Raw genomic sequence first — 21,238 nt, forward strand, 5'->3', positions numbered from 1 at the left:
GCCTATAAAAGGTGATTACACAAACGCCATCTCAAGGCTCCCGCGTCCATTTTCATAAGCGACTTTGCCCAATGCTCCATTCACAAAGGTGAGCTGGGGCGGAACATGGCCGAGATCCACATCGTACAGTACAGGGACATCCAGATCCCCAAGTGCAGAGGATAGGGCATCAGTAAAATTGAAATCGGCTGTATCGGAATAACCCGCAGGTCGGCCGAACATGAAGCCTTTCACACCTGCAAACCAGCCGGCCTGTCTCATCTGCCACAGATGACGGTAGATATCCCCCGCATTCATCTCACAGCTCTCCAGATACCAGATCGTTCCTTCGTCTGCACAGTACTGATCCAGATACGATTGGACGGGTGCGTATGGCGTACCAATCAGACTAGTGATCGTATCCATACAGCCACCGATCAGCCGACCGGAGAACGACACAGCGGTATCTGCATCTTCCGAGTGGCCTAGCTGTTTCCAGCGCGAAGGTGTATCCAGGTTAAAACCAGGAGATTCCGGTTTCCATGCCGATTGATAATGTGTGGAAGACGATTGTGTGATCTGTCCGCCATCTTTGGTCTGTAACACATCAATCCAGCGCGCAGTCACGGGATCAATGGCGTTTGATCTTAGATCAATATAATTGGTGCCATGTGCAGATGCTGTTCCGGTGATCAAGGTGTATGCGAATAAAAAGGTGCTGATGTCCGAATAACCCATGATCCATTTGGGCGGCAAGGTTTTTAAAGCTTCCCAATGCAGCAGGGGCAGGATATCCATCAGAAACTCCCCGCCCCATGGTGGGATAATGGCTTGAATAGTTGAATCGCGGAAAAATTCATTCATCTCTTGGGCGCGTTCCTCTTTGGAGGCACTCACGCATTTGGTGTTATGACGTAGAGAGGGGCTTTCCATCACGCCAAAACCCAGGCGCTCCATATTGCGTTTGCTCTCCTCAAGATAATGGTGCAGGGATTCACCTACACCGCTGGAGGGGGCTGCCACACCGATGGTATTTCCCGGAGCGAGTGGCTGCGGATAACGGATCGAACGTTGATTCATTATGGAAACACCCTTTCTTGTGAATATTGCTCATCTTCATGAATATTTCCATTATATAGATTAATCCGATTATTGAAAGCACGTTGTGTTCAGATTAAGGATTCACAGGAATCTCCAATGAGAATGGTGACTTGATTTTCATCGGATAGGTGGATATGTTCATCTTCAATTCACCTTTTAACTTGGCTCCATTTTCGATAGTAGAAGAAACAATCGTATGACTATCATCCGTCCCTTCCCCACTACTCCAACTGGTTCCAGGAATCTCATATGACTTCCCTTCACTGTCTTTAACATTTTCGAAAGAGAGAACGAACCCACCTTGCATACTGCCAGCAACAGAGAAGTCAATAATTAAATCGTTGCCTTCAACCTTGCTGCCAACCATCTTCAATCCAGGAGGACCACCTGTAATCTGACGTGACTTCAGATCAAGTGAAAGATTCAGATCCTTTTTGTCCAATCCCGAGAAGCCAGATCCCTGTAAGGTCAGCTTTTTCGGTATGGAGAAGTACATGCTTTCGAAATAAATGGAACGTTCATCCCCACCTGTTGAGGTATCTGTTCTCCACGCGCGACCTTGCTCGTCGACCAGTTGAAGATCACTGAGGCCAAATACCTTCTTGGTATTTTTAGGATCAAAATTCACATCAAGCACAAGACGGGTTGGATACAGGGTAGCCTGTTTCACATCAATACGCTGCCCATCCACCGTTAATGTCTGATTCACGGGAATGACTTTTTTCATGCCTTTGGTAAGATTTTTGTCTACCGGGAATGTCAATTTCCACTCTTCAGCACTTGCTGTATCTCTGGACTTAAACACAACACTCAGCTCTTCAGGAGGAAGGGCTCCATCTGTGAAGATCACATCAATCATATCCTCATATACATTTTTGTCTGAAGCCGGTTTAGGTGAAGCGTAACTAAATGCAACAGGAAGATCTTTTCCGTTCTCATCCAGCAAATCAATGTCATAATTGAATTTCTCCGAATCTTTCATGCCCTTCATCGTGTAAAAAATGACCATACGTGACTCGTCTGTAATAATGCCTTCAACGGTCAAGGAAGCACCATCATGCTCGTCGGTGACACCGACCTGCTGTAAGAGGGACTTATCGATGGCCATCATTAATCCTTTGTCCTGGCGAATCATACTCACAATGCCTTCCATGCCGGGCAATTGCTCCACGAAGGACGCAAAAGCGGGAGAGACACGGATACATCCGGTAAATAGCAGGATGAGGGCAGCTGCCGAGATGGAACTCATATACCAGCGCATCCGGGACTTGCGTTTGCGGGCAGCTTGGCGGATTCCGGACTGAACAGCCTGATAGGCAGCATCCGGTACAGGCATGGTTTCGTATTCCGTCTTGCGAGCATTCAGCCGTTCTTCCAATGCGTCAAATGATTTTTGTTCATCCGTCATGAGGGTGCATCTCCTTTCGTTTCAAGTTGATCACGGAGCTGTCCGAGTGCCCGATGTAATCGGGATTTTACAGTTCCGGTCGGGATTTCGAGAATATCGGCAACTTCAGTTAAGGAGAAACCTTCGAAATAACTCAGGATAATAATCTGTTTGCAATCCCGGTCAAGGGTGGAGACGGCTGCAGCAAGATCGGGGTCCGCAGGATGATCCCAACTGCTGGATTCATGAATCTCGGTGACGGGACTGAACCGACTTTTGCGTTTGCGTTCGTCCGCACAGTAGTTGAGCAGAATGCGGATGAGCCAAGTGCCAAAGTAGGAGGGCTCTTTTAATTTTTTGAGTTTATGGAATGCCCTGAACGTTGATTCCTGAATCGCTTCGAGCGCATCACCTTCGTCATGCAGGTAGGCATAGGCGATACGGTACAGTTGGCTCTGATGTAATTCCATTAAGGCTGCAAAAGCCTCGGCATCCCCTTTTTGTGCGGCGATGGTGAGCTGAGTAGGGGTCACATGGCTCCTCCTTTCATGGATATGTTGAGTATTAGACCGCGTAAGGCTCCAAACGGTTCTTATTTTCTAAAAAAATATGATGTATTGCGATTTCTATAGAAGTTGAACTACCTATGTATACGAGAACGTAGAGGACAACAAATAACCGTCAGGCCTTCTCTTTGTACTCCAAAAAGAGTCCTGACGGTTATTCACGGTATTGCTCACGTTATCTAATCATTGTTGCTACTGTGCTGCCAAGGCTGCTCGCAGACATGAAGCTGTAGACGTGTTGCCACGTTCAAGTGAAATCTCCAGTGCGGTCTGGCCCGCTGAGTTCAGCGCGTTTGGATCAGCTCCATGCTGAAGTAACATCTCGATAAGTTCAATCTGATCCGTATGAAATGCTGCGGAGTGCAGCACATTTTGTCCATCGCTGTCCAGAATACTCGTTGATGCCCCATGTTCGAGCAAAAGGCGGATAACTTCTGGCGAGCGTTCTCCGGCAAGCGCGGCATGCAGTGCAGTATTGGACGGAATAAAGGAAATCTTGGAATGAGAAAGGGCGTTAACATCGGCTCCATAATCCAGAAGAAGACGAACTACTCCAGCTTGTCCATAATGAGAGGCATACCCCAGCGGAGTTAACCCATCCTGATTTTCAGTATTGGTGAGTTCCGGGTGAGAAGCGAGCAATAATTGCAGGTTGGCCACATCTCCAGCCTGTGCAGCCTGAAATAGTTGATTAATCTGTTCTGCATGATTCATAAAGGAATACCTCCATCTGATGAGATAATGTAATTATAGATGTTCCTCTTCAGAGGTTCTTCTTCATAATCACCTTTTTGCCCGCAGCTGGGAAGGAGAGCTATGGAAGCGTCTAGTGAATAATGAACTGAACGAACCGAGGCTTTCGAAGCCCACATCATAACAAATATTGGTGACCGACCTGTCCGAATCTAGCATAAGCCGCTTTGCAGCCAATAGCCTGCATTCAGTCAGATAACGATGGGGTGAAGTACCAAACAACTTTTTATAACTGCGTAGAAAATGATTCACGGATAGTTGTGCAGCCGATGCTGTCTGTTCTACCGTTAACGGCTGATCATAGTAGGCGGAGATATACTCATGCCCGATATACACTCTTCGATACAATTCTTCTCTGGTTGAACGTCTGATCATATCCAATTCGTTGATCTCTTGCTGAACGTTACGGTGTAGATCCAGCATGTGAACAGCAAGATGATGAAGCTGCTCCGCTATTGCCCAGGAATCCAGCGTGTCTTGACTGTAGAAATTACGCAAATGATTCAGGGCTGCGCCAAGCCGATTATCCATCGCGTATGTACGTTCTACCCACTCCATCTTGTTTGAGGATGAATAACTATACGGCTCATCAAGTAGCTGAAGATCACTGGTAATTAGATTCCGGCCGATCTCTTCCACATAACCAGGAGGGAAGAAGATACAGAAGGATTCAACTGGAGTAGATGAATCAATGTGAAGACTATATTCCTGGCCCTCATTCAGAAGCAGATAGTTCTCATTATTGACTGCGAAGTGACCGCGCCCCGCTTCATAGAGCGTTTTTCCGTTACGGAATGTTTTCAGTGATAGCGAGCCGCTGCCTTTCCAATCGAATTGGGAACTCGATTCATGCAGAATGAAGGGGACGAGTTGAGGAAGAGGAATCTCCAACACTTGCAAGCACCTCCAAGCTTAATTCTGGTTATACAGCTTCTTCACAGCTTCCAGTCCAGGCACGGCAAAGCAGGCGAGTGGAGAGGGCAGATCATGGAGTGGGAACCAGCCGATCTCACCAATGGCTCCGCCTTCTTCCAGATTACGAGCATGGCCGCCAATCACCTTGGTGGAATAGAGCACGGATATCCAATGTTCCCTCTGTTGTGGCTGGATCGTCTCCGCCGTACAGAGCAGACTGTCAATGGTGATATCCAGATTCACTTCCTCCTTGATTTCACGGATGACGGCAGTTTCCAGTGATTCATAGGGATCTACTTTCCCACCGGGAATACTCCAGGTGTGCTGTTCGGGCTGACGATTCCGCCAGGCGAGAAGCACTTCGCCCCGTTCATTCAGGATGACCGCACCTACGCCGATGCGAGGTGAAATTTCAGATTCACCTTTTGGAACAGAACTTAATTCCGACAGGGACAGCGCAGCTTGTTCGTTCCCATTACGTTGTGAAAAACCACCCGCTACCATATCCCCGGATTCAGGAGTACGATTAGACCGGAATGATAAAGGAAGCCCAGACTGTGCCGACCATTCTTCCGCAAGGATACTCATCGAGATCAGGTCATAATGCATGCCATCCCGCAAAACTGCAGAACGCTGGCGACCCTCTTCCCGGAATCCGGCTTTTAGGTACGCACGTCTCGCGGCTTCATTGTATTCGATGACTTCCAGCGCAATCCGGTTCAGGTTCAATTCGTGGAATCCATATCGAAGAATTAGAGCAAGGGCATCACTGCCGTAACCTTTACCCCGATCATTTTCTTCGCCGATACCAATGGCCAAACGAGCAGACCGATTGTTCCATTCAATTCGGTATAGGGCTGTGAATCCAATGAATCGGTTACCCTCCAGTGTACGTAATGCAAATTCAAATCCGTTATCGCGGCGGACGGAGGAGGACCCTGTCTCATCCGGCGTTAACGGGATCGCGATATCGGTATCCATGTTGCGCAAATATTCATAATCGTCTGTGAAGCGGGAGAGACGCATGCAATCTTCAGGGCATGGGGCCGCTAATCTGACTTTGGAACCTTGAAAACCATTTAAATGACGTGGAGACATGTTGCACCTCTTTTATACGATATGAAATCATTCGTTTCTTCCCATTATACTACGAACAGGAGAGGATACCGAAAAATGGCACCAAACGAGCTGCACTCAGGGAAAAAGATCATAAAAAAAGCAGCCATTTCGGGCTGCTTGTACATTCATTATTTCAGATCATTCAATAAATTCTTCATTTTTTTGTAATGTCCACTGACCCGATCAACCATGTAGTTATACATGAGCTGGTTCTCTGAAAGGTCCGCCATTTCCTTGTCAATGTCAACGTTATTGTTGTTATTGTTCATCGTTGTTTCGTTGTTCTCGACAATTCGGTACTGTACGATGGAAGAATTGGGATCACTGACAGGGAAGTGTTTGGTATGAGTCCGCTTCATGGCGAGCTGATCGGTTTTGCCATTTTCAACGATACGTCTAAGCTCTTCCTGAAACTCTACCGTTTTCTTTTTGTAGTTGGGTGTGTCTGCATTGGCAATGTTATTGGTAATGGCATTGTGCTGTGCAGTCAGTGCTTGTAACAGTGATTCGTTACGTCTTGTTGTATTCGTTTCGATCACGGGCTCAGTCTCCTTCACTGTAGATTGTACAGTTACTTCTATAATAAGAAATAAAGTTGCACACTGTCAACAAAACAAAGAAAAAGACAAGCACATGCCGGAGGTCCCCCGAAAAGAAGAACCCTGCCTTCATGAAGTCTTGTCTTAGACCTTGCCCTTATGGATCAGCGTTGAACAACCTCTTTAAGAGGGACGATTAATATTTTTGCCGTAATAGATCTCGTCCATCTCCAGCTTCAGCCACTCCGTAATCTCCTGTTGTTCCTTCTTGCTGAGCTTATCCTTGGTGTACCCAAACAGATAATTGTCGAGATCAAATTCCCTCAGTTTACACTTGGTGTGAAAAATATTCTCCTGATAGACGTTCACGTCAATCATGTCAAAGCTGCTCTTGATCTCGTCCGGAATATAATTCTGAATTGAGCCGATCTCATGGTCAATGAACAGCTTGCGTCCGCTTGTATCCCGCGTAAAACCACGCACCCGGTAATCCATCGTCATAATGTCCGTATCAAATGAGTGGATCAGATAATTCAGCGCCTTAAGCGGTGAGATCTCACCGCAGGTGGAGACATCAATGTCCGCACGGAAGGTACTGATACCTTCACTAGGATGAAATTCAGGGTAGGTGTGCACAGTGATATGGCTTTTATCCAGCTGCATAACAACGTTATCCGGCAGAGGGCCGGGAGATTCATCAAGTGATTCCTCGGGGATCTCCACAATCGGGCCTTCCGAAACGAGCATCGTCACACTCGCACCTTGAGGCACGTAATCCTGCTGGGCAACATTAAGAACGTGGGCTCCGATGATGTCAGAGACGTTGTTCAGAATTTTGCTCAGCCGGGCAGCGTTATACTGTTCATCAATATATTCAATGTAAGCTTCGCGTTCGTCTTTGGTTTTGGTATAACAAATATCGTACATATTAAAGCTGAGCGACTTGGTCAGGTTGTTAAATCCATGCAGTTGAATGCGCTGCTCTGGCGTAATTGTCATGGTTGCAGTTCCCCTTATCCCATACGACATATCATCGCAGTTATAATACTACTTATACCCAACCTGCCTCGAAAAAAAACATATGTACGTCATTCGAAACACGATTCCCCTCTGGTGAAAGCTATGTATGAATAGACTCCAGATGATCTACATTTTTTCAGAATGAAGAATCGTCAAAGTCTATAACATCGTTCATACGCTCATCCTCAGCTACAGATTGAATATCCTCTGAAGTGACACTGATGATTGTATAGTCCTCGTTCTGCTGTTTCTTCACGGCTTTTTCCTTCACAAAACGGGGACTGCCTTCTCCGGCATCTTCGTCATAAACGAGCAGAAGACCGTCGCTTTTACGCAGCAACAGGTCATCCCGTGCAGTGAACTGCCACGGCCCGATATAAGGTTGATTGCTAATCGCACCGTAATAGTCCACACCCGAGAGGATGGAACGGTAATACTCCTGCTTGTCTTCTTTCCATTGCTCCTCCGGATTCTGAAAGGCAGTGATGATCGACAGCTTCAGATGTGGATACGTCTTCTTCAGATCAATGACCACTTCGCAGGCCCACAGGTCCACACCGTATTGTCCCGGCGTCAGCACCCATTCCAGACCATCCTCGACAAGGGGAGTGAGGCGGGAAGAGATGGCTTTTTTGATATAAGGAATACCTTCATGTTTCTGTCCAAAAATTTGCAATTCATGTGCCCGGTAACCGGTGATCAACAGGTTTTTCAGTGTCCGTTCCTCCTTTCAGGCATGATCAAGGTGCAGTTATTTCGAAGGTGGAGCATCTGCACGGAACGGATACAGGAATGGCTTCGGAATATCCGTTTCAAATGACATCAGCTCATCCGTTGTGGGATGAATAAACGAGAGTATACGTGCATGAAGTCCGAGACGGCCAAGGTCTCTTGTGCGTGCACCATATTTTCTGTCACCGGCAATCGGATGTCCGAGATCTTCCATATGCACACGAATCTGATTTTTACGCCCTGTCTCCAGACGCACTTCCAGCAAGGAGAACTCACGGTTCGACTTCAGACGTTTGTAATGTGTAATGGCGTGTTGTCCATCATTCGGACGAGAGCTGGAGTACATTTTCAGCGTTTTGGTTTCCTTCAGCCAGGAAGAGATGGTACCTTCTTCTTTGGCTACTGCACCTTCAACAAGGGCAACGTAGACGCGGTCCTGCACATTTTCCTTCCAGTTGTTTTGCAGCTTCTGCTGTACCTCTTCACTTTTGGCAAACATCATGACACCCGACGTATCCCGATCCAGACGATGGACAACAAAGATCCGGTTCAGCGGATTGGTGCGACGCACATGCTCTGTCAGTTGGCGGTATGCCGTCAGGTCATCCGTCTTGTCAGCGGCAATGGACAACAGTCCAGCTTCCTTACGGATCACAATGATATCATCGTCTTCATGCAAAATGTTAATACCCGTCAAGGACGGAGCAGCGACTGCACCTTCTTTTCGAATATAGACAATCTGACCTGGCGTCAGCGCTTCATTAAACTTGGTTACGACCTTCTGATCCACGGATACCTGTCCACGACCCAGAATGGATTTTACTGCATTCCGTCCCGATTTCAGATGTTGCAACAGGAAGTTCAACAGTTCATCCGGTTCGGTCACTTTGTACTGGCGTGGTGGTTCCTGCTTGCGATAATAGGAATTGCCTGGTCGTTTGGATGCGCTGGCATTTTTGGGTTTGTTGCCTCCAGCTTTCTTGGGTGCACCCGATGATTTCGCGGCTATTGGCTTCTTATTCTCCTCCGTATTGCGTGATGCGGAAGCACCTGATGTTTTGGCAGATGAGAAGTTGGACTTGCCGGACCGTGCTGAAGATGAACCTGCATAAGATTTCCCCTTGGCCGAGGCCGATGTCTTGCCTGTTGGACGTTTGCGTTTATTCATGAATAGTAATCTCCTTCTGAACAGCCTGTACCGCTTGTGTGCATACGATCCGTTCATTTTCGTTATGCAGTTCAATATACCATTAACAGTCGACAAATAAAAATAGGTTCATGCAATCTGCTATACATCCAATCATAAGAGTAGTGAGATTCATAGGATAGGGTATCCCATAGCATTGGAGGTGTTACTCATGGGCGTGTTTCTCGATATGAGAACTTCGATGAACTCGGCAACCGTAGGACAGCCCGGTTTGTCACTGTCAGAATCCCCGGCAGCCTTCGGCACCATTGGTCTACAGACGCAGGGTGTGGTGAATCCCATTATTACGTTGAACGGGACAGTAGGTGTTACGGGAGAACTGGGAGATACCTTTGTTGTGGAGCTTGTGCGGGGTTTTTTATATGATCCATTCTATATCATCTACCGTGCTGAAGGTACGATTGGGCAGAACGGAGGTGCCGAATTCCATTCGTTCACAGCTCAGGATCTGTCTGCACCACCAGCATTGGAAAGTGTGTATACTTCGTTCATCTCGGGGGTGTCCACAGCAGTAAGAACCGGACCGGAGATGTTATACGGTATTGCAGCCACCGGTTAGTAGTGAAAGGCGAAATATAACAAGCAGAGTGCTTCGTCATCACTTCTGTTGACGGCAGAGTTCGCTTCATACCCCAGAAACGCAAGACAATACAGCGATAGGTCGACTAGCGCTCAGCAAGAAACCCCCGGCTCAAGAAGTCGGGGGTTTCTGCCGTACAACCATATGCAAGTTTCGCTGCAACTCACTGATTCGAGGTTGGAGGTGCCTGAAAATCAGTTGGCACGGCCTTTCAGAATGATGTTGTTGGCTTTGCCAAAGTCGATGGCGACTTTACCTGCGAGTGCGGCTGTTCGCTCAGCAAGAACAACCGCGTTGACGCCGCAGGAGAAGAGAGCAACATCGAAGGTATGTTGATTGGTCTGAATCCAGTGCAGCGTTTCATCCATTTGATCATAGCTGTCGAAGGGCAGGGCAGTCACAATGTTCAGATTATACGGCTCACGTTCAAGCATGACACGCAGTGCCTCAATCTCACGGGTAACGAGTAACACACGCTTGCCTGCAAGCATCTGCCAGAAACGCGGGTTCTGCGCCAGTTCCCGATTGACACAGGCGTGACAAGTCAGTGGAGGAGAGATGCCAAAGTGTGCAAATACCATGTCGGTCAGGGGTCTTTTGAGATAATCCGGAGCATTAATGGTGCTGTCACCGCGAGGAAGAATGCCGACGATATCGGCACGTTGCAAGGAAGAGGCGACTTCATCCCGGAGTTTCGGGTTGGGAAGGCGAAGTCCCTTTTGACCTAAGTTGGCCTTCTTGGCCCAACGCTCCTGAAGGACCTGTTCCGTGGTCCACACGGTTTCCTGGGACATGACGATATTCTCTCCATCACCGACTCGTACAAGAGACAGCGGTCGGTGTTCCAGAAGTGCCGCTTCGAGCTGATCAAGCACATCTTCCATTTCAAGATAGATCGAATTCATTTGATGGGTTGCCTCCTTTGAAAATTGAACTGTTCTATTCTATGTTGCGAATACCGTAACGATATGTACGTTCGACCCGAAGGGCGCCATCTTCGGTTGTATATCAATCTATTTATATGAAAGTTAGTACATCTGTCGGTACCGCTTCTATCAACGTTTCATACGATATAGAGTGCTGGATTCACAAGTGAGATGTGGCTTGTAAACGATCAGATAGATAGAAGATGGTCTTCGTAGGAAGACGGCATCAAAACTATGAAAACAGTCTGTATCCGACAAACGTAACATGCAGCGTACATGAGGAGGAGTGTTATGTCCAGGAAAGTTGTGATTGAGATTAACTTTAACAATTACGGAATGGACCCGCAGCGATTGACGCGGGAATGGCTGGAGCGTCGGATGGGCATCTTCCGCACGTTCACATTGCATTGCCTGAAGGCACAGACGAATCAGGATTTCCTCACAGTGGTGAAGTTGTCCAAGGAATCGGGGGACTTAATGCGGGAGATTCTGGCGGATCAGGAGCCGCTTCCTTCCAATATTCGTTTTGGAACCAACATTGAGAGTGTGCGTGCCATTCTGGCGTTTGCCGAAGGTGCGGAGCAACTCTATATTGCCCGTCTGGATTCGGATGATCTATACCATAAAACCTTTGTTCAACAACTCTACGATATTCAACCACAGCCGCAGACGATGGCACTGATCAACCAGAATGGTTATCTGTGGGACAGTGTAAATAACGAGATGGCCCCGGCGTTTCACCGTTCTCCGCAATTCTATGTCTACTTATATCAGACAGCCGAATACGCAGCAGGATACCGGGTCAAGCTTCCGGGCAGAGGTACGCATGGCAATGTCATCGATCTGCCGCATGAGCTGCTGACGCCGCGTAACTATGTCAACATCGTGCATTCGAGCAATACGTCAGTCAAAAAGGTACCACCCAAAGACCGATTAAGCCGCGAAGAGATGGCACAGGTATTACGCGAATTCATGATCTGATCAGGGAGGGATTCATCCATGATTCAAGGACAAACAATTCTGATCACCGGAGGAACTGGATCCTGGGGTCAAAAGCTGACTGAGGTACTGCTGGAGCAGGACCCGGCTGAGATTCGCCTTCTGTCACGTAATGAATACGCCCAGATTGCGATGCAGCGAGAGTTCAACCATGATCCACGTCTGCGATTCATCATTGGGGATATCCGCGATTATCGGGCAGTGGAAGATGCATGCAGAGGTGTGGATGTGCTCTTCCATCTGGCTGCGCTGAAGCATGTTCCGGTGTGCGAGGACCAACCTGATGAAGCGTTCAAGACCAATGTGATCGGTACTCAGAATATTATTCGGGCAGCGATACGTATGCAGGTTCCCAAAGTCATCGATGTGTCCACCGATAAGGCGGTAGATCCGATTAACGTATATGGCATGACAAAGGCTTTGGGTGAAAAAATGATGATCCGTGCCAACTGGCTAAGTGAGGGTACTCGGTTTGTCTGTATCCGTGGGGGCAATGTGCTTGGAACCAGCGGTAGTGTCGTGCCTCTGTTCCGTCGTCAGATCGATGAAGGCAAAAGCCCGACCATTACGGATATAGGCATGACCCGTTTTTTCCTGACGCGTACCGAAGCTATACATTTACTGCTTAAAGCGGCTGAGGCGGCCGTAGGCGGAGAGACTTTTGTGATGAAAATGAAAGCTTGCAAGATGACGGAACTTGCATCCGTCATGTTGGAACAGGCAGGTCGTCCATCCTTCGATTATAAGGTGACGGGAATACGTCCAGGCGAGAAATTGCATGAAGTGTTAATCTCGCCCTTTGAAGCGCCACGTACGTACCAATACGATGCGCAGTATTATGTGATCCTGCCGGAGCACAAGGACAAAAGCCTGACGGATCAGTACAGCAGTCTGCCTCGTGTGAACTTCTCCGAGTATCGCTCGGACAGTGCCATGATGAACAAACCAGCGATTGCCAGGTTTTTACGTGCAGGCGGCTATATCGACTAGGGCGTGCCTGAAAACTCGTTCGGAGTTCTCAGACACGCCCACCGAAGGGAGGCGGAGCGTTTGGAGGTGGAAGGAATGGAAGAGAATCATCAGCCTGAGCAGAACGAAGGAAATGAAGAGTTACAGCAACGTACTCTAATAAAACATATTAATGACCGCTCCCTGAAAGCTGTTGTCATCGGTCTCGGTTATGTTGGTTTACCCATGGCCGTAGAGATGGCACAGGCTGGTTATCAAGTCCACGGGATTGACATTGATACTTCGAAGGTAGCTAAGCTGCGTGCCGGTGAATCGTATGTCATCGGTATAGAAGATGATGTTGTGCAATCGCTTATGCAGGCTGGGTTATTCAAGGCAAGTGCTGATTATGCAGCTGTGGCGCAGGCAAATGTCATTGTAATCTGTGTGCCTACCCCACTGACTGCCGAGCATCAACCGGATATCTCGTATATCTCGGCGGCGGTGGATGGCATGACTCCGTATTTGCAGGAAGGCAGCCTGGTTATTCTGGAAAGTACGACCTATCCGGGCACAACGGAGGAACGCGTGAAACAACCGATTGAAGCGGCAAACGGCTGGCGAGCTGGAGAACAGTTCTACGTCTGTTATTCTCCCGAGCGGGTAGATCCGGGCAGTGTGCATTATGGTGTGAAAAATACCCCAAAGATTATTGGCGGTTCCACACCTGCTTGTCTTAATTATGGTAAACAGTTCTATGGCTCGTTTCTCAACGAAGTTGTTCCGGTTAGTTCAACAACGGTAGCGGAGACGGCAAAGTTGTTCGAAAATACATTCCGCAGTGTCAATATTGCCCTTGTGAATGAGCTGACCCCAGCCTGTGAACAGATGGGGGTAAACATCTGGGAAGTACTGAATGCGGCGGCAACCAAGCCATTTGGTTACATGCCATTCTATCCCGGTCCCGGAATCGGCGGACATTGTATTCCAATCGATCCGATCTATCTGTCCTGGGCTGCAAATCGTCAGGGATCGGAGTTGCAATTCATTCAGCTGGCGGATGCAACCAATCGGCAAATGCCAGAGAGAGTGGTAAAACGTGCCGCGGAGCTGTTGGAGCAGAAGGGTGTATCTGTGCGGGGAGCACGTGTTGTACTCGCGGGTATGGCTTACAAAAAAGACATTGATGACTTGCGCGAATCGCCTGCGCTGGACGTCTTCCGGCTGCTGAGCGCAGCGGGCGCAGATGTGGTTTTTACCGATCCAATGGTGCCTGTCTTCCGCAAGGATGACGGTACAGTGCTTCACGCTAGTCCGGCGGTGCCGGAATTGTGGACAGGAGCTGATCTGGTGATTATTACGACGGATCATTCGGGTTTTGATTATCAGGAGATGGCAGATCATGCAAAGCTGATTTTTGATACACGCAATGCAACGGCCGGATGCCACGGGGGAAATATTGTGGTGCTGGGTCAGCCTGTACGGCATGAGGCGAAGAGAGTTTACGAGCAACAGGAACGAGTAGAAGGGTCCGGGCAAAAAGAGGAATTCAAGGTGGCAGTCGAGGGCGCCGTAACTCGCCGTGAAGCTGCGATCGATCCCGACGAGGATCAGGGAGATGCCCATGGCAAATCATGATCGTGTAAGCGAACGCTATTACGGCGAGATTAATTCGGAAGATTCTCATGAAGCGACGAGAACACGTGTCCACTGGATGTGCCGTGAGGCAACAGGCAAACGCATCCTGGATGTCGGGTGCAGTCAGGGCATTACGTCCATTCTGCTGGCACGTGAAGGATTTCGTGTCACTGGCATTGATCTGGAGGAAGAGAGTATCCGGTATGCCCAAGGCGAGCTTGCCAAAGAATCCCGGCCGGTTCGAAACAATGTGGATTTTCGGATGCTGGATATTACGCAATGGAAAGTAAGAACTACTTTTGACACGGTGCTGCTTGGAGAAGTGCTGGAGCATTTTGCTCATCCGGAGACGTTATTGATCCAGATTCATCGGCTGTTGCAAGAAGATGGGACGCTGGTGGTAACCGTGCCGTATGGGTATCACCCGTTCTATGACCACAAGCAGACCTTCTATGCGGGAAGTCTGGCGATGACCCTGATGCCGTATTTTGTAGTCTTGAAACTCGAAATTCATCATAAATATCTATGTTGCGTGGCCCGCAAACGGCGGAGTACACAACTGCATATGTCGCCGACTTTGGATCAACTGATGAAGTGGATGGAGCTGGATCATATGCATTTTGCCGAGGTGGAGCAACAGCATCTCCGTGTAATGAAACAGCGCAAGAAGGCCCTGGACAGTGCGGTGGAGCAGGTGAAACGGCTTCGCCGTCAGGAGAGTGGGGAAGTGTAGCGGTGTTGTTTAGTATGACGACAGAGCTATCCTATGTTCTAACGAATCTCACACGCCTTATTTAGATGATTTTGCAGAGATAGGAAATGTAACGAATCTCAGCGACGTTATTTCATCTGAAAGCTGCAATAAACGACGAATGGATGCCTATAATGCGAGAATAGCGGGTCTCAGATTCGTTACATTTTCCAAGTGGCTGAAATACACCATATAGCGTCACCTCAGTTCGTTAGCCAAGGTGGAAATGAAATGAATTCCGTGACCAATACTAAATACCAAATAAATTGGAATAAACATTTACACGAAACGGAGAAGCCCAAAAGAATTAAGAAGCTGAGCTAAAAGCGTTCTGAATGAAAGCTGCATCGGAAGCATATGCTTGGCCTTTATCCACGGATTTACCCTTTATAGAAGGATCAAAAAAATGGGGATAACACGATCGGAAGGTTGTTCTGTCATCGGAGTGTCCAGTGTAAAAATCTTTTAGTTCAACTTACGATAGTACTTTGTTCGAAGTATTTAACCAACGCAAGCAAATCGTTATGACATTTCGCAATACGCGTACGACAGGAAGGGGCTCAAAACGTGATCACCATCAGTCTGTGCATGATTGTGAAGAACGAGGAACGCACGCTGGCGCGCTGTCTGGACTCGGTTGCCGGCATCGCGGACGAGATCGTCATTGTGGATACCGGTTCATCGGATCGCACTATGGACATCGCTGCGCAGTATACCAACCAGGTCTACACGTATGAATGGAAGGAAGACTTTGCGGCAGCGCGGAATGAGTCATTCGCCAAGGCTACGCAGGAGTATATCCTGTGGCTGGATGCAGATGATGTGTTGCTGCCCGCGGAACGGGCGAAGCTGGAGGTGTTGAAGCAGCAGCTTCCGTCTGAGGGGGAGACGGAAGCTGTGATCTTAAACTACACGCTGGCCGAGGGGGCGGAGGGAAGTCCGCTTGTGACGGACCGACGCCTTCGCCTGGTCAAGCGGGATGCCGGGTGCCGCTGGCATGGCCGGCTGCACGAGCAGCTCAGCTTCCCGCGCGGCGAGGTCATTACGGCAGACATTGCCGTCACGCACCGCCGCGAAGCGGGACATCATTCGGCGCGAAACGTGCGCATTCTGCGCAAATGGATCGCTGAAGAGGGCGTAGCCCAAGGTCGCCTGCTGTTTTATTATGCAGGCGAATGTTATGACCGCCAGCGTTATGCGGCAGCGGCACGCGGGTACGCGAAGCTGCTGGAACAGCCAAGCGGTTACCGCGAGGATCGCTTGATTGCTTGCGCGCGGTTGGCGGAATGTTATGAACGACTGGGCAAGCCGGGCCGTAAGCTCGGCGCATTGCTGCAGTCGTTCCAGTATGATCTGCCACATGCCGACTTCTGCTGTGCCATTGCGGCCTGTTTCCATGAGCGGCAGGAACCCGTCTCGGCGATCTACTGGTATATGCAGGCGGTAGACGTGAGCAGCCGTGATCCGGGACTGCGCCCGGTACCTGTGGCCTGTCGCACTTGGCTGCCACATGCCCGTTTATCCCTTTGTTATGCCCATCTGGGCAACTGGGAGCACGCATTGATGCATAACACCAAAGCCCGTGAGTATTTGCCCAACGATCCCGGATTGCTTGCCAATCGGCAGAAGCTCGAAGTGGTGGTACGCAAAGAGATGAAAGAGCGGGAAGAACGTGGTGAAGTGTCACCTCGTAAGTAGGTAGATGAAGTGGGACAGATGAGGACAAACGAGTTTGAAGCGGGAGTAGAGATAGAGAAGATAGATTGAAGCAGAAGTGAAACAACAACAAAAACTAACCGTTGCTGGTAGCATGCGATAGGGCGGATCAGTGAAAATAAAGGTTGATTGGAAGTAGAGTGTAAGGCACAATTGTGAGCAGAAGCAGAAGCAGAAGCAGAAGCAGAAGCAGAAGCAGAAGCAGAAGCAGAAGCAGAAGCAGAAGCAGAAGCAGAAGCAGAAGCAGAAGCAGAAGCAGAAGCAGAAGCAGAAGCAGAAGCAGAAGCAGAAGCAGAAGCAGAAGCAGAAGCAGAAGCAGAAGCAGAAGCAGAAGCAGAAGCAGAAGCAGAAGCAGAAGCAGAAGCAGAAGCAGAAGCAGAAGCAGAAGCAGAAGCAGAAGCAGAAGCAGAAGCAGAAGCAGAAGCAGAAGCAGAAGCAGAAGCAGAAGCAGAAGCAGAAGCAGAAGCAGAAGCAGAAGCAGAAGCAGAAGCAGAAGCAGAAGCAGAAGCAGAAGCAGAAGCAGAAGCAGAAGCAGAAGCAGAAGCAGAAGCAGAAGCAGAAGCAGAAGCAGAAGCAGAAGCAGAAGAGGTAGAATAGATGTGATAGATAAGTTATGTGCTGCCATATATTTAAAGTTCCATAGCTACGAAGTTGTTAATAAACAAGCATATTAGATCACAATGAAGTATAAGTAATTACACGATAACATGTAGAACAAGAGCAGCCCCGCTTAACCGAAAGAGTCGGTGAGTGGGGCTTTTAATGCTTCTCGTGCCGCGTGTATCTCCTACCATGGTGTAATAAAAGTAGGCATGTGGCGAAAATTTCACAAGGCTTACAGAGCGTTGGAACTTCTGACATGCGGTGCAGTGAGGATTACGCATCAAGATGAGATCTCGAGTGTTAAAGGCCATCATATTAGCTGCTAAGTTGTTTTATTTTTCGGGTGCCGGGCATCGCACAGACTGGTCCTTCATTCGTATGCTTTTGCACGCCCAGCCCCATCCATCATATATTTCGTCATCGATGTTGAGAGTAATGGTCTCATCCGTGTATTCATTCCAGTTTTCAATCCGGAGTGTGTTTTCACTTTCCCATTCGAGATGGTTATTTCCGTGGTGCTTGGCACGATAGATCGTTTTTACCGTGGCGTCCTCAGGGGCATTTGTCTTCTTTACATCGACCCAGATCGTAACCCCACCTGCGGCACCACCATAGGGCACGCCGTAAATCTCGGCAGTATAGTCACCATTCCGTGAAGGGATGGAATAGCTCAATTCCCCCTGTTCGGAACGGTCAAATGTGGAGAAGTATGGACGGAGCCAGAAATACAGGAATACGGCAGTAAATAGGATAAGAATCAATAATGTAAATGTAGTGATAAACGGGTGTCTACGTATCCAAGGTTTGCGAGAATCTGTATGAGATGAACTTGAATTAGCTTGAGTATTTGAGTCCATAAGCATCTAACCTCCACCTACAGTGAAATTTGCTTTGCAGGAATATAAATGTCCATTTCTCCGTAGTGGTCCTGAGCCAGACTGCCATCAATTCTTTCAAAATAGTATGGATCACTCTTCTCGTACCCCGAATGGCTCTGCCAATATTCATCGATAAATGTCCAGACACTGTCCAAATGATCAATGTTGATCAGACTTGGATGGAAATCACAGACGAATTTGAAAACGGCATACTGGTTGGCCGGGACCTCAATTCCGTCCAGTTCTTCAGGGATATGATCCAGAGTGGTCACTTCTACAGACGGCTGATATGTACTGTAATCCTCATTAATTTCATTGGTAAATCCAATATACACGTTAGGCTGCAACACATTAGGAATCGAATGAAAGTGTTTTTCAAAAAAATCGTTGCCTGCTGAATTGGCTTCATAGTGCTCTTCATTATCTGTATACCGAATGTGGGATCGTTGCCCAATGAGTTTCATAGCCGGTTTTCGTACATATGTTGGTGTGAAAATATATCCGTACGGAAGCATCGTGATCATGGACGAAGTCATGCGGGCTGTGAATTCAAGGTCTCCAGCTCCCTGTTTGCGATATTGCAGGGGGGTGATACCAAAGGCTTGTTTGAAAGCACGTATGTAGGATTGTTCATGTTCGAACCCGTAATGTCCGCTGATATCGATGATTTTCCAATTCAGGTTCACCAATTGTTCCAGGCTGCGTGCCAGTTTGCGTGAGCGAATGTATTCTCCAGGCAATTGTCCGCTTACATGTTTGAACATGCGATGCAGGTGGAACTTCGATATATGAGTCACAGATGCCAGATGATCCAGCGTTAACTTGTCTTGGATATGGTCTTCTATGTAGTCGAACAGCTTATCCAATGTGCCTAGCAAATCGTGTTGCATATCAATCTCCCTACTTCTAATAGTACTTACAGCAATAAATGTTCATTTTTTCCTTATCACCGATGATATCATAACCAAGTACATAATTTAATGACAAGATTGGAGAAACCATCCATGTTTGCTGACAAAAGAACTTATACAACGTTAGGCATGTTAACTCGATTATGGACACTAACGGGCAAGTACCGTATGTTCATCATTCTGTTACTTTTCGCCGCATGTTTGGTCTCCCTGATTGAGGTCGGTTATTTGGAATCGATCCGAAGACTGGTCAAAGGCGCGACTGAAGCACAGTTTTCTTTACTCTACTCAGGTTTGATCATAGGCGTTAGCATTGTCGTATTACGATTGATTGTAACCGCATTCATGACGAGGGTCGAGACGTTATTCCAGCAAAAGACATTATTGTCTGTGCAGTCTCTACTGCTCTCATCCTTTAGCAACACAGAGACACGTGATCTGGCACAATATCATACGGGTGACCTAACCTCCAGGATATGGACTTCAGCCAAGGAAGCACAGAAGGGGATCAACCAACATGGCATTGAACTCGCCAAAAATATTATTCAGCTGATTCTTGCCTTTGCTTACTTCAGCTGGGTGAACTTGCCGCTGTCGTTGGCTATCATTGCATTTACATTGATCTATCCTCTTGTAACGGTAGGACTTGGTAAACGTCTGCAAAGACAGCATGATCAGTTGAATGCCAGCGCAGCGTCAAGAGATGAGATGCTGACTGAAATCATCCAAGCCCCAGTTGAGATCCGCAGTTACGGACTCGCAGGTTATGTACACCATCATTTTAAAGATCGAATGGATCAAGTGTTCAGACATACGATGTCTGTATCTGTGTTACAACGACTTTCGGAAGCAGCCGGACGGGTCTCGACGTATGGTGGCATGATTCTGATTCTCTATCTAGGCGGCATGCAGGTCCTGAATGGACATATGGATGTAGGCGGACTGGCAGCTTTTCTGGTAGCAAGCAGTCAGTTAACTCGTCCCATTGAGTCGTTATCTGGGCTGTGGAATAATTTTATTGGTTCGGCTTCTCATGCGTCCAGAATCTTTGAAGTGTTGGATTTGGAGAAAAAGAACAGGATTGCGAATACCAGTACAAATGCATATGTACAGTCCGATACGCATTTGGGGCAGCTTGAAAAGCAATCTAAACCAGCTGGCATCAATGTGCAGCATGTGTCTTACAGGTATGCGGAGCAAGAAGAAGTGTTAACAGATATTTCTTTTGAGGCCAGGAAAGGAAAACTTACTGTGATCACGGGGCCAAGTGGGTGCGGTAAAACCACGTTATTGAAATTAATAGCCGGATTAGATACACCGGTTACTGGTTCGATTAAGGTCAAAGATCAGAAGAATTCACTGAAGGATATGCACGAAGTTCAGACAGCGCAAGTCAATCAGGTGTATGTTCCGCAACAAGCCTTTATTTTCACAGGTACAGTGGAAGAGAATATTGTTTTTGGACAAGAGGGGATATCTGCCGATCAAGTAGAGGTTGCGGCCCACATGACGCATGCACATGACGCGATTATGCGTCAATCACTCGGCTATGGAACAGAGCTTCAGCCACAAGGCGGGACGATGTCGGGTGGAGAGCTTCAGCGTATCAGTCTAGCCAGAGCGATGCTGAGAAACCCGGATATTCTCTTGTTGGATGAACCGACGTCATCTCAAGACCCGTGGCATGAGCAACGATTGAATGATCTCTTTGCCCGAATCTCTGCTGACAAAGGCACAACGGTTATTGCCGTTACTCATCGATTATCGCTGATCGAACGGGCGGATCAGGTCATCTATATTCAGAAGGGACGCGTCGAAGATACGGGGACTCATCGTGAATTGCTGGATCGGCCAAACGGATATCGAAGTTATATTGCGGAGCAGGATACGGAAGTGGAGGGACAGCATGAGTAACAAGATCGAAGATGCAGCATATGCCGATGACGTTGAAATGAAGAGCAGTCATGAGA

At 48.0% G+C, this 21,238-nt stretch carries 21 protein-coding genes and 1 pseudogene; 7 read left to right on the forward strand and 15 right to left on the reverse strand.

The window, feature by feature from the left end; translation table 11 throughout:
* Positions 1-15 precede the first annotated feature (15 nt).
* The 11 genes and pseudogenes from QNO02_RS07395 to QNO02_RS07445 all read right to left on the reverse strand — a co-directional run bounded on the left by QNO02_RS07395 (position 16) and on the right by QNO02_RS07445 (position 9,279).
* A complete protein-coding gene (locus QNO02_RS07395) occupies positions 16-1,059 on the reverse strand; it encodes a S66 family peptidase (RefSeq protein ID WP_133386821.1) in 1,044 nt (347 codons plus the stop codon).
* Positions 1,060-1,153: 94 nt separating this feature from the next.
* Positions 1,154-2,488 (reverse strand): DUF4179 domain-containing protein, encoded by a 1,335-nt coding sequence (locus QNO02_RS07400; RefSeq protein WP_289391576.1) that lies wholly within the window; start codon positions 2,486-2,488, stop codon positions 1,154-1,156.
* On the reverse strand, positions 2,485-3,000 hold the full coding sequence (locus tag QNO02_RS07405) for an RNA polymerase sigma factor (RefSeq protein WP_091033440.1): 516 nt from the start codon (positions 2,998-3,000) through the stop codon (positions 2,485-2,487). Before QNO02_RS07405 ends, QNO02_RS07400 begins: the two co-directional genes overlap by 4 nt.
* A gap of 225 nt (positions 3,001-3,225) precedes the next feature.
* Entirely contained in the window at positions 3,226-3,747 is a 522-nt protein-coding gene (locus QNO02_RS07410) for an ankyrin repeat domain-containing protein (protein ID WP_091033437.1), read from the reverse strand.
* A 69-nt stretch (positions 3,748-3,816) separates the two neighbouring features.
* The gene (locus QNO02_RS07415) at positions 3,817-4,680 is read right to left on the reverse strand and encodes a helix-turn-helix domain-containing protein (RefSeq protein ID WP_289391577.1); all 864 of its coding nucleotides are present in this window, start codon (positions 4,678-4,680) and stop codon (positions 3,817-3,819) included.
* 18 nt (positions 4,681-4,698) lie between these two features.
* Positions 4,699-5,100, reverse strand: coding sequence for an NUDIX domain-containing protein (locus tag QNO02_RS07420; RefSeq protein WP_256332353.1), 402 nt, complete (start codon positions 5,098-5,100; stop codon positions 4,699-4,701).
* 210 nt (positions 5,101-5,310) lie between these two features.
* Positions 5,311-5,799: pseudogene (locus tag QNO02_RS07425) on the reverse strand (GNAT family N-acetyltransferase); the annotation flags it as partial.
* Between the two features lie 149 nt (positions 5,800-5,948).
* A complete protein-coding gene (flgB, locus tag QNO02_RS07430) occupies positions 5,949-6,359 on the reverse strand; it encodes a flagellar basal body rod protein FlgB (protein WP_091033431.1) in 411 nt (136 codons plus the stop codon).
* Between the two features lie 183 nt (positions 6,360-6,542).
* Positions 6,543-7,358 (reverse strand): adenosylmethionine decarboxylase, encoded by an 816-nt coding sequence (gene speD / locus QNO02_RS07435; RefSeq protein WP_036610662.1) that lies wholly within the window; start codon positions 7,356-7,358, stop codon positions 6,543-6,545.
* 157 nt (positions 7,359-7,515) lie between these two features.
* Complete coding sequence (locus QNO02_RS07440; protein ID WP_091033429.1) at positions 7,516-8,094, reverse strand: SLOG family protein; 579 nt, start codon at positions 8,092-8,094, stop codon at positions 7,516-7,518.
* A gap of 36 nt (positions 8,095-8,130) precedes the next feature.
* Positions 8,131-9,279: an RluA family pseudouridine synthase gene (locus QNO02_RS07445; protein ID WP_289391578.1), complete on the reverse strand. Its 1,149-nt coding sequence runs from the start codon at positions 9,277-9,279 to the stop codon at positions 8,131-8,133.
* A 190-nt stretch (positions 9,280-9,469) separates the two neighbouring features.
* Here QNO02_RS07445 and QNO02_RS07450 point away from each other — a divergent pair, with 190 nt between their 5' ends.
* Positions 9,470-9,877 carry a hypothetical protein gene (locus QNO02_RS07450; protein ID WP_091033422.1) on the forward strand — a complete coding sequence of 136 codons (408 nt, stop codon included), beginning with the start codon at positions 9,470-9,472 and terminating at the stop codon, positions 9,875-9,877.
* 215 nt (positions 9,878-10,092) lie between these two features.
* Here the strand turns inward: QNO02_RS07450 and QNO02_RS07455 are convergent, their stop codons facing one another.
* Positions 10,093-10,803 (reverse strand): GT-D fold domain-containing glycosyltransferase, encoded by a 711-nt coding sequence (locus QNO02_RS07455; protein ID WP_091033419.1) that lies wholly within the window; start codon positions 10,801-10,803, stop codon positions 10,093-10,095.
* 312 nt (positions 10,804-11,115) lie between these two features.
* Between QNO02_RS07455 and QNO02_RS07460 the strand changes: the two genes are divergently transcribed.
* The 5 genes from QNO02_RS07460 (at position 11,116) to QNO02_RS07480 (ending at position 16,858) form a co-directional block, all read left to right on the forward strand.
* Entirely contained in the window at positions 11,116-11,805 is a 690-nt protein-coding gene (locus tag QNO02_RS07460; protein WP_249911450.1) for a glycosyltransferase, read from the forward strand.
* Between the two features lie 18 nt (positions 11,806-11,823).
* Positions 11,824-12,813, forward strand: coding sequence for an SDR family NAD(P)-dependent oxidoreductase (locus tag QNO02_RS07465; RefSeq protein ID WP_289391579.1), 990 nt, complete (start codon positions 11,824-11,826; stop codon positions 12,811-12,813).
* 66 nt (positions 12,814-12,879) lie between these two features.
* Positions 12,880-14,409: a nucleotide sugar dehydrogenase gene (locus QNO02_RS07470; RefSeq protein ID WP_289392708.1), complete on the forward strand. Its 1,530-nt coding sequence runs from the start codon at positions 12,880-12,882 to the stop codon at positions 14,407-14,409.
* Entirely contained in the window at positions 14,396-15,142 is a 747-nt protein-coding gene (locus QNO02_RS07475; RefSeq protein WP_289391580.1) for a class I SAM-dependent methyltransferase, read from the forward strand. The genes QNO02_RS07470 and QNO02_RS07475 overlap by 14 nt, the downstream gene beginning before the upstream one ends.
* A 585-nt stretch (positions 15,143-15,727) precedes the next feature.
* A complete protein-coding gene (locus QNO02_RS07480; protein ID WP_289391581.1) occupies positions 15,728-16,858 on the forward strand; it encodes a glycosyltransferase family 2 protein in 1,131 nt (376 codons plus the stop codon).
* Positions 16,859-16,985: 127 nt separating this feature from the next.
* On the opposite strand, the gene QNO02_RS07485 is transcribed toward QNO02_RS07480, so the two are convergent.
* From QNO02_RS07485 to QNO02_RS07495, 3 genes are all read right to left on the reverse strand, one after another.
* Positions 16,986-17,501 (reverse strand): hypothetical protein, encoded by a 516-nt coding sequence (locus QNO02_RS07485; protein ID WP_289391582.1) that lies wholly within the window; start codon positions 17,499-17,501, stop codon positions 16,986-16,988.
* Positions 17,502-17,811: 310 nt separating this feature from the next.
* Complete coding sequence (locus QNO02_RS07490; protein ID WP_289391583.1) at positions 17,812-18,336, reverse strand: DUF5412 family protein; 525 nt, start codon at positions 18,334-18,336, stop codon at positions 17,812-17,814.
* Positions 18,337-18,353: 17 nt separating this feature from the next.
* Positions 18,354-19,247 (reverse strand): AraC family transcriptional regulator, encoded by an 894-nt coding sequence (locus QNO02_RS07495; protein WP_289391585.1) that lies wholly within the window; start codon positions 19,245-19,247, stop codon positions 18,354-18,356.
* 114 nt (positions 19,248-19,361) lie between these two features.
* On the opposite strand from QNO02_RS07495, the gene QNO02_RS07500 reads away from it, so the two are divergent.
* Positions 19,362-21,182 (forward strand): ABC transporter ATP-binding protein, encoded by a 1,821-nt coding sequence (locus QNO02_RS07500; RefSeq protein WP_289391587.1) that lies wholly within the window; start codon positions 19,362-19,364, stop codon positions 21,180-21,182.
* Positions 21,183-21,238 lie beyond the last annotated feature (56 nt).

Source organism: Paenibacillus sp. PK1-4R (genome assembly GCF_030369595.1).
Taxonomy (GTDB): domain Bacteria; phylum Bacillota; class Bacilli; order Paenibacillales; family Paenibacillaceae; genus Paenibacillus.

What these genes read in the sequence shown, in the direction of transcription:
- QNO02_RS07395 (WP_133386821.1), bottom strand. Translation starts at nt 1,059, where the DNA reads ATGAATCAACGTTCGATCCGTTATCCGCAGCCACTCGCTCCGGGAAAT.
- QNO02_RS07400 (WP_289391576.1), bottom strand. Translation starts at nt 2,488, where the DNA reads ATGACGGATGAACAAAAATCATTTGACGCATTGGAAGAACGGCTGAAT.
- QNO02_RS07410 (WP_091033437.1), bottom strand. Translation starts at nt 3,747, where the DNA reads ATGAATCATGCAGAACAGATTAATCAACTATTTCAGGCTGCACAGGCT.
- speD (WP_036610662.1), bottom strand. Translation starts at nt 7,358, where the DNA reads ATGACAATTACGCCAGAGCAGCGCATTCAACTGCATGGATTTAACAAC.
- QNO02_RS07445 (WP_289391578.1), bottom strand. Translation starts at nt 9,279, where the DNA reads ATGAATAAACGCAAACGTCCAACAGGCAAGACATCGGCCTCGGCCAAG.
- QNO02_RS07450 (WP_091033422.1), top strand. Translation starts at nt 9,470, where the DNA reads ATGGGCGTGTTTCTCGATATGAGAACTTCGATGAACTCGGCAACCGTA.
- QNO02_RS07455 (WP_091033419.1), bottom strand. Translation starts at nt 10,803, where the DNA reads ATGAATTCGATCTATCTTGAAATGGAAGATGTGCTTGATCAGCTCGAA.
- QNO02_RS07460 (WP_249911450.1), top strand. Translation starts at nt 11,116, where the DNA reads ATGTCCAGGAAAGTTGTGATTGAGATTAACTTTAACAATTACGGAATG.
- QNO02_RS07465 (WP_289391579.1), top strand. Translation starts at nt 11,824, where the DNA reads ATGATTCAAGGACAAACAATTCTGATCACCGGAGGAACTGGATCCTGG.
- QNO02_RS07475 (WP_289391580.1), top strand. Translation starts at nt 14,396, where the DNA reads ATGGCAAATCATGATCGTGTAAGCGAACGCTATTACGGCGAGATTAAT.
- QNO02_RS07485 (WP_289391582.1), bottom strand. Translation starts at nt 17,501, where the DNA reads ATGGCAGCACATAACTTATCTATCACATCTATTCTACCTCTTCTGCTT.
- QNO02_RS07490 (WP_289391583.1), bottom strand. Translation starts at nt 18,336, where the DNA reads ATGGACTCAAATACTCAAGCTAATTCAAGTTCATCTCATACAGATTCT.
- QNO02_RS07495 (WP_289391585.1), bottom strand. Translation starts at nt 19,247, where the DNA reads ATGCAACACGATTTGCTAGGCACATTGGATAAGCTGTTCGACTACATA.
- QNO02_RS07500 (WP_289391587.1), top strand. Translation starts at nt 19,362, where the DNA reads ATGTTTGCTGACAAAAGAACTTATACAACGTTAGGCATGTTAACTCGA.